The sequence below is a fragment of the Streptococcus sp. 449_SSPC genome, from assembly GCF_001073005.1.
In the GTDB taxonomy this organism is placed as follows: Bacteria; Bacillota; Bacilli; order Lactobacillales; family Streptococcaceae; genus Streptococcus; species Streptococcus salivarius_F.
Map to the genome: position 1 here is coordinate 76,284 of NZ_JVGR01000015.1, position 8,037 is coordinate 84,320.

At 41.0% G+C, this 8,037-nt stretch carries 4 protein-coding genes and 3 pseudogenes; 1 reads left to right on the top strand and 6 read right to left on the bottom strand.

Annotation, left to right across the window (positions count from 1 at the left end):
- Positions 1-134: 134 nt before the first annotated feature.
- The 3 genes and pseudogenes from adhE to ADH51_RS02775 form a co-directional block, all read right to left on the bottom strand.
- Positions 135-2,747 (bottom strand): annotated as a pseudogene (gene adhE / locus ADH51_RS02765) (bifunctional acetaldehyde-CoA/alcohol dehydrogenase); the annotation flags it as partial.
- A 115-nt stretch (positions 2,748-2,862) separates the two neighbouring features.
- Positions 2,863-4,758: a M13 family metallopeptidase gene (locus tag ADH51_RS02770; RefSeq protein WP_048674241.1), complete on the bottom strand. Its 1,896-nt coding sequence runs from the start codon at positions 4,756-4,758 to the stop codon at positions 2,863-2,865.
- A gap of 81 nt (positions 4,759-4,839) precedes the next feature.
- Positions 4,840-6,159 (bottom strand): annotated as a pseudogene (locus tag ADH51_RS02775) (alpha-amylase family glycosyl hydrolase); the annotation flags it as partial.
- Here ADH51_RS02775 and ADH51_RS09795 point away from each other — a divergent pair.
- Positions 6,155-6,340, top strand: a pseudogene (locus ADH51_RS09795) (UTRA domain-containing protein); the annotation flags it as partial. The pseudogenes ADH51_RS02775 and ADH51_RS09795 sit on opposite strands and share 5 nt — an antisense overlap.
- 53 nt (positions 6,341-6,393) lie before the next feature.
- On the opposite strand, the gene ADH51_RS02780 reads toward ADH51_RS09795, so the two are convergent.
- The 3 genes from ADH51_RS02780 to ADH51_RS02785 are packed head-to-tail and all read right to left on the bottom strand — an operon-like array spanning position 6,394 to position 7,697.
- A complete protein-coding gene (locus ADH51_RS02780) occupies positions 6,394-6,954 on the bottom strand; it encodes a TIGR01440 family protein (RefSeq protein ID WP_048674243.1) in 561 nt (186 codons plus the stop codon).
- Between the two features lie 15 nt (positions 6,955-6,969).
- Entirely contained in the window at positions 6,970-7,308 is a 339-nt protein-coding gene (locus ADH51_RS09800; RefSeq protein WP_082160352.1) for a hypothetical protein, read from the bottom strand.
- A 32-nt stretch (positions 7,309-7,340) separates the two neighbouring features.
- Positions 7,341-7,697 carry a hypothetical protein gene (locus tag ADH51_RS02785; protein ID WP_048674245.1) on the bottom strand — a complete coding sequence of 119 codons (357 nt, stop codon included), beginning with the start codon at positions 7,695-7,697 and terminating at the stop codon, positions 7,341-7,343.
- Between the last annotated feature and the right edge of the window lie 340 nt (positions 7,698-8,037).

Here is an 8,037-nt window from a genome sequence, read left to right on the forward strand (position 1 = left end):
TTATTATAACAATTCTTAAAGCGTTTTTCTATCTTATTCGGGAAAGTCCTTTATTTTTAATTTGGATAAACACTCTAATATAGAGGATTTCTAGCAAAAAAAGTAGCCCTTATAGAGCTACTTTTGTCTATCGCTTACCCTTTGTAATCAAAGGCAATTTCGATAATTTCTTTCAATTCTGAAATAAGTGGTTCTTTCGGATTAGCTGTTGTACATTGGTCTTCATAAGCATGTTCAGCCAAAGTATAGGCAGTGTCTTGAAGAAGTTTCTTAGTGACACCTTGTCCCTTCCAGTTCATGTCAATACCAACGGCAACACCCAATTCGTATACTTTTTGTGCCAAAACTTCAACCAATTCAGCATCTGATTGTTTGTCAGTACCCCATCCCATGAAACGAGCGATATCTGCGTAATCTTTGTCTGCACGGAAGTAGTCATATTTAGGGAACATAGCGTGTTTTTGAGGATCACGACCATTGTAACGGATAACGTGAGGCATCAAAATCGCATTAGTACGTCCGTGTGGAATGTCAAACATAGGACCAACCTTATGAGCTAGTGAGTGGTTAATACCAAGGAAGGCATTGGCGAAGGCCATACCAGCCATTGTTGACGCATTATGCATTTTTTCACGTGATTCTTCATCACCAAAGCGGTAAGAATGTTCAAGATTTTCAAAAACAAGTTTAATTGCTTGGAGTGAAAGCCCACGTGTATAGTCGCTAGCCATGACTGATACATAAGATTCAATGGCATGAGTCAAAACGTCCATACCTGTATCTGCTGTAACGCTGGCAGGTACACTCATAACCAAAGCAGGGTCAACGATAGCAATGTCCGGAGTCAAAGCATAATCTGCCAATGGGTACTTGATATGAGTTTCACTATCAGTGATAACCGCAAATGACGTTACTTCTGAACCTGTCCCTGAAGTTGTTGGGATACAGATGAATTGTGTCTTCTGAGCGTAAGGAATCTTGTAAGTACGTTTACGGATATCCAAGAATTTTTGTTTAGCACCGAAGAAGCTTACATCTGGGTGTTCAAAGAACATCCACATAGCCTTAGCAGCGTCCATTGCAGAACCACCACCAAGAGCGATGATTACATCTGGCTGGAAATCTACAAAGCGTTCCAAACCTTTATAAACGGTATTAGTAGATGGGTTTGGCTCAACATCTGAGAAAACATCTACTGCCGGTCTGTGGCGGTTAAGTTCCAATTGGCGTTTAACCAAGTCTGCATAACCAAACTGAACCATACCAGGGTCGCAAACCAACATCACGCGCTCAGCTTCAATGTGACGCAAGTAAGTTATTGAATCTTTTTCGAAGAAGATTTTTGGTGGGACGCGAAACCATTGCATGTTATTGCGACGCTTTGACAATGTTTTAACATTCAAGAGATCAAATGAGCTAACATTGTGTGACACTGAGTTATGACCGTGTGAACCACAACCAAGAGTCAATGATGGGATCATGTTATTGTAGATATTACCGATACCACCTTCAGCTGATGGACTATTAACCAAGACACGGCAGGCTTTCATGCGGATACCATATTGGAGTTGGAGCTCTTCATTTTCAGTGTGGATAACAGCAGTGTGTCCAAGACCACCCAAATTGAGCATGCCTTCTGCTTTTTTGAATCCATCTTCAACACCATCAGATTTGATAAGAGCAAGTACTGGAGACAATTTTTCCAAGGCAAGTGGGTGTTCCATTGTTGCATCTGGAATTTCTGCCAAAAGCATTTTTGTACCTGCAGGAACTTTAAGGCCAGCTTTTTCAGCAATTTCAATAGCTGAGTGACCTACAATGGCACCATTTACAGCTGTACGCGCTTCATTAAGAACGACTTTTTCCAATTTAGCAATATCAGCTTTTTTAGAAATGATGACACATTGATGTGCTTCAAATTCAGCCTTAACTTCATCATAAATAGCTGCATCAACGATAGCTGCTTGTTCAGACGCACAAATCATACCATTATCAAAAGTTTTTGAAACGATGATATCGTTGACCGCACGTTTAACCTTAGCATCAGCAGCGATATAAGATGGGACGTTTCCGGCTCCTACACCAAGCGCTGGTTTACCAGTTGAATAAGCAGCCTTAACCATTCCAGGTCCACCAGTCGCAAGTACTGTGGCAATCTTAGGATGGTTCATCAAAAGACCAGTTGCTTCGATAGATGGCTCTTCAATCCACTGAATGCAGTCCTTAGGTGCACCTGCTTCAATAGCTGCATCACGAACAATACGAGCAGCCTCAGCAGATGATTTCTGAGCTGATGGGTGGAAGGCAAAGATGATAGAGTTACGTGTCTTAAGAGCAATGAGGGCTTTGAAAATGGTTGTTGAAGTTGGGTTAGTTGTTGGTGTAACCCCACAGATAACACCAACCGGCTCAGCGATAGAAACCAAACCTTGTTCTTTATCTTCAGCAATAACGCCTACAGTTTTGTCATATTTAATACTATTCCAAATGTATTCAGAAGCATACATGTTCTTGATGGCTTTATCTTCGTAAATACCGCGCCCTGTTTCATCAACGGCCAATTTAGCCAAATACATGTGTTTATCTAGAGCAGCAATCGCAGCTTGGTGAACAATATGGTCCACTTGCTCCTGCGTAAAGTTAGCCATAGCATCAAGGGCTTCAACCCCTTTTGTTGCCAATTCATCTATTACTGTTTGAACATCTTTAGTTTGTTTAGTCATATGAAACTCCTTTGAATACTTGTTAAAAACTTCACAAGCTTTAACACAAGTATATTATAGCGTTTTCTAGTCACTATGTAAACCCTTACAATGACAAAAATAAAGAAATCCGTCCATTTTTGGACAGATTTCATCATTATTACCAAATAATCACGCGATCTTCTGGGGCACGCCACATGCCGTCGCCCTCTTTAACGTCAAATTCCTTGTGGAATTCGTCGAAGTTGCTCACGATAACATTGGTGCGCCATTTGGCTGGAGCATGCACATCCACGCTAGCTAACATTTGCATGTATTCTTCACGCGCCTTCATACGCCAAATCGTCGCAAAGTTAACAAAGAATTCATGAACTGAAAAATCCTTATCTCGTTTAGCTGCTTCTAAAGCACAGGCTACACCACCGAGGTCAGCAACATTCTCAGAAACAGTTAATTTACCATTGACCTTGGCACCATAAGAGTCCAAGCCCTCAAACTGATCCACAATCTTGTCAGTACGTTCCTTAAAGGCTGCATAATCCTCTTCAGTCCACCAATTCTTAAGACTACCGTTCTCATCAAAGGAAGCACCGTTTGTATCAAAGGCATGGGAAATCTCATGAGCAATGACAGCACCAATACCACCGTAGTTGGCTGATGACGATTGGTGAAGGTCATAGAAAGGTGCTTGAAGGATAGCTGCTGGGAAAACAATTTGGTTCTGCTGTGGATCATAGTAAGCATTAACCATGTGGGCAGGCATATGCCACTCACTACGATCAACAGGTTGATTCCACTTGCTCCAACTATGTGCAACTGAAATTTCGACTAACTTCTGTGCATTCTCAACAAGTGATAAGTTTTCATCAATAATCTTCCTATCATATGTCTCAGGTAGTTTTTCTGGATAACCAATGTGAGGCGTAATAACATTAAGTTTCGTAATAGCCTTTTCACGTGTTTCTGGTGCCAACCAATCCGCAGTTTGAAGGCGTGATTTATAAACATCAATCATAGTTGCCACCTTCGCTTCAACATCTGCTTTTGCTTCTGGAGAGAATTTTTCACCTGCATACCAAAGTCCGAGAGCCTGATTGTAAGGTCCTTGTGCCAAATAGTAGGCTCCTTTTTTCTTGTCCCAGGCTTGTGGTGTTCCTGAAAGCGCACGACCATATTTTCCAAATAGAACACGAAGTTCGTCTGTCAAATAGGCATTCCAAATTGTCGTAGCATCGATAAGTAGGCTCGCCTTAAGTAGCTCCCAATTATCTTCTGAATAATATTCCGCCGCAAATTCTGTCCAGAAGCGCTCTTCAGGAACGATAACTTTATCAGGAACTTGTCCCAAGATTTCTGTGAAGATGTTATCAAGTGGGAGTTCCGGTGCTAGCTTGGTAAAGTCTTCCCAATCATATGGGTGGTAGAGTTCCACATACTCGGAAGATTCTTCACTCGAAAGGACATACTTGGCCAACTTAGCATCAAGGGCGATAACCTTGTCCAAGATATCTTTGATTTCTTCAGCTGTAAAGCCATATTTCTCAAGGAGTTCTTCTTCCATTTCACGCCAAATTCCTAAAAGCTCCTTGCCCTTCTCATTATCCTCAGTGTAATAGGTTGTATCAGGTAAAATAATACTTGGCGCTGCTGCCCAGAGGACATTTAATTGAGCATTCATAAAGTCTGGAGATACACCGAATGGGAACTCATTAGGCTTACCAGACATCTCATAGTCAGCAATTTTCGAAGCAAACTCTGAAAATGACGAGAGTTGCTTGTATTCTTCAATCCAAGGTTTAACAGGCTCGATACCCAATGCCTCACGTTTGTCAAAGTCCGTAGCCATACGGTGAAACTTTATAAAGTTTTGTAGAATGGTATTGTCAGGAACATTCTCTCCTGCCAACCATTGATCAGTCGTTGCAAGCATGAGGTCTTCAATTTCATCTGCTAAATCTGAGAAACCTCCTGTGCGTGGTTTATCATCGGGAATCACTGCTGTTTTTTCCCACTCACCATTAATCGCATGGTAAAAATCATCTTGTAAGCGTGTCATTACACTTCCTCCATCAACATTAAAAGTGCTTTCATTATAACAAAATTCCCCAGCAAAAGCATTTACTGAGGAAAGTTTGGCTTATTTTACTAAGATTGCTAGGGTTTGATAAGGTTTCAAAATTATCTTTTCAGCGAGCTCTGTATCGTCATAGTTTGACAAGAGCACGTGCCCTGCTTGGTATTCTGCTGGAATCGCCACTTCAACTTCACTTCCGTAGAAATTATTGAGTACCAAGAGTTTTTGAACGTCTAAGTAGCGTTCAAAGGCGTAGACTTGTTGACTATCCTCAAATGCTGGCTGATAGCTTCCTTCTGAAATGATAGGTATTTCTTTGCGCAAGCGAATCAATTCTTTATAGAATTTAAAGATTGGTCCATCGATTTCATTTTCAACGTTGATGTCTTTATAAGATTTACCGACTTTCAACCATGGAGTGCCTGTTGAAAAACCTGCATTCTCAGAAGCATCCCATTGCATTGGCGTACGAGAATTATCACGTGATTTGGCTTGAATGATCTTGAAGGCCTGCTCAGGAGACTCGCCTTGGTCCAAGAGCATTTGGTAAGCATTGATGGACTCGACATCCACGTAATCTGCCATAGAATCATAATCTGGATCAATCATCCCGATTTCTTCGCCCATGTAGATATAAGGTGTTCCACGTGATAGGTGAATGCTAGCTGCTAGCATGGTCGCTCCTTCATTACGAAAGTTCTTAATATCCACAAAGCGATTCAAGGCACGAGGTTGGTCATGGTTATTCCAGAAAAGGGCACTCCAACCACCTCGTTCACTCATTTCCTTACCCCAGGTATGATAGAGACGTTTGAGCTCTTCAAAATCAAAGGGAGTAATAGTCCATTTTTGTCCATCTTCATAATCTACTTTAAGATGATGGAAGTTAAAGGCCATAGACAACTCGTGACGCTCCGGTGCTGAATAAAGAACACAGTTGTCAATTGTTGTCGATGACATCTCTCCAACTGTCATAAAGCTACCATCAGAACCAAAGGTCGCTTCATTCATCATACGAAGATAGTCATGGACAATTGGTTTATCCGTATAAGCTGGTTTCCCTTCATTTTCAGGGCAATCCACTAAGACTTCATCTTTCCCAATCAAATTGATCACATCGAAACGGAAGCCTTTGACTCCCTTGTCACGCCAGAAGTTGACCACCTTGAACAACTCCTTACGGACATTGGGATTGCACCAATTAAGGTCCGACTGTGTTTCATCAAAGAGGTGAAGATAGTATTTCCCTGTATCTCCAAAAGGAGCCCAGGCAGAACCACCAAATTTAGACAACCAATCGGTTGGTTGGTTCTGAATAAAGAAGAAATCTTGATAATACTGGTCTCCAGCCAAAGCTTTTTGGAACCACTCATGCTCCAAAGAAATCACTATTGATAATGCTACCGATCAAGATAAGATTCTTATCGACCTAGGTAAAGACCAGCACGTTGTTTGTATCCGTTCTAAAGTTTATTTAACTAATGGAAAACAGTTCCAATTTACGGAAAGTCGCCACAAACTTGAAAAATTCAAATTTGTCGATTATGCCAAGCGTCGTCATTGAAAGAAAGGGCTCTGCTCACAGAAAAAGTATCGGACAAGAATGTCCGATACTTTTTAGTTTTTACGGATAGGATCTGCTAGATACTCAGCACGAGCTCCACCAATTAACTTAGGACGACTCGCCAAAGCAGTCACATGAGCACCACCTAATTCTGGAGTAATCGGGCGAAGAGGAACTTGGACCCTCTTCACATGCATACCAATAGAGGTATCCCCAATATCGATACCAGCCTGAGCGACAATTTCCTCCACCTCAACAGGATCCTTCATATAGTCAAAAGCAGCCAGCTGACCACTTCCCCCAGCATGCAAGGTCGGAAGAACATTAACAATTTCCAAATCTTTAGCCATGGCGAGCTCACGCTCAACAACCAAAGCACGATTCAGATGTTCGCAGCCTTGAACAGCCAAGTAAATTCCTTTAGGTTTCAAAACTTCAAGAATCGTTTTCACAATTCGTTGGCCAATTTCACGGCTAGAGGCTTTTCCGATTATCCCACCAGCGACCTCACTGGAAGACAATCCCAAGACAAAGATAGCTCCTCGCCCAATAGCGGAACGTTCAACAATATCTTCTACAAGCACACGTGTCTTCTCTTCTAAATCTAGCAACATCACAACAGCCCTCCTTTAGACAACAGCTGTATTCAGGATTCGCACAATAAGATAGTACAGAATCACAAAAAAGATAAGGAAAAATACCCCTAATAATAATAACTGCCCACGGCGTTTCTTACTTAGGTCCCAGAAGAAACCAAATCCCATCAAAAAAGGACCAACACTATAACTTAGCATAAACCATAAATCTACACGTGCTATATGCCAAAAAGAAGAAATAAAGGCCACCAAACCTATTAAGGATAATATCCAAGAAAACTCCCAACGATCTGATTTAGCAAAAGCCAAGCCTATTAAGAAGCAGCCCAAGGCAGGCATGATAATAAATGATAGGGTCATAAAATAAAACATGCCATTATTATAGCATGTTTTACAGTTTCATGTTAGTGACGGTTAATGACACCATAAGCAATAGTGAATGCAATAGCAGCAATACCTACAACGATTGCCATGACAGCCCAGAAAATAGTCATCGCACGGCGTCCCTTGCGATTGTTAAAAGGAAGTCCCCAACCAATCATGATGACACCTAGCAATCCAAGCCAGATTTTATAAGTGATAACAATCGCCGCATCAAAATAGGCAAAAGCAACCAAACCTAAACCTAGCAAAGAAATCAAATAAGACCACTTACCCTTCAAAAATGAAGGCAAGGCCCAACCAAATAACACTAAACCTAGTAGAGCAAGAGCTCCACCACCAAAAAATACGGGTAAAATATAATTATCAAACATATTCATATTATAGCATATCTTAAAAAGTTAGGAAATAGAATCTATCGACCTAAGTGGTATCCACTCTTTAAAATTTGTTCACTCTCAATCATAGATTGATTCGCAGATACTACCTATTTATTTGGGGATAAAAAAACAAGACTCAGAAAGGACCTTGTTTTAATAGCCTAATTGCGCTTTGTTTGGACTACATCTATAATCAAAACGAACTGAAATTTATAAATCGGGGGCAAAATGGGGGCAAAACATAAGAAAAAGGCTTGTCCATATTGGACAAACCCTTTCATTTCAAGCTTATATAGTCTAATTAAGCTTTGTTTGCTCCCAATCACAGATTGATTCGCAG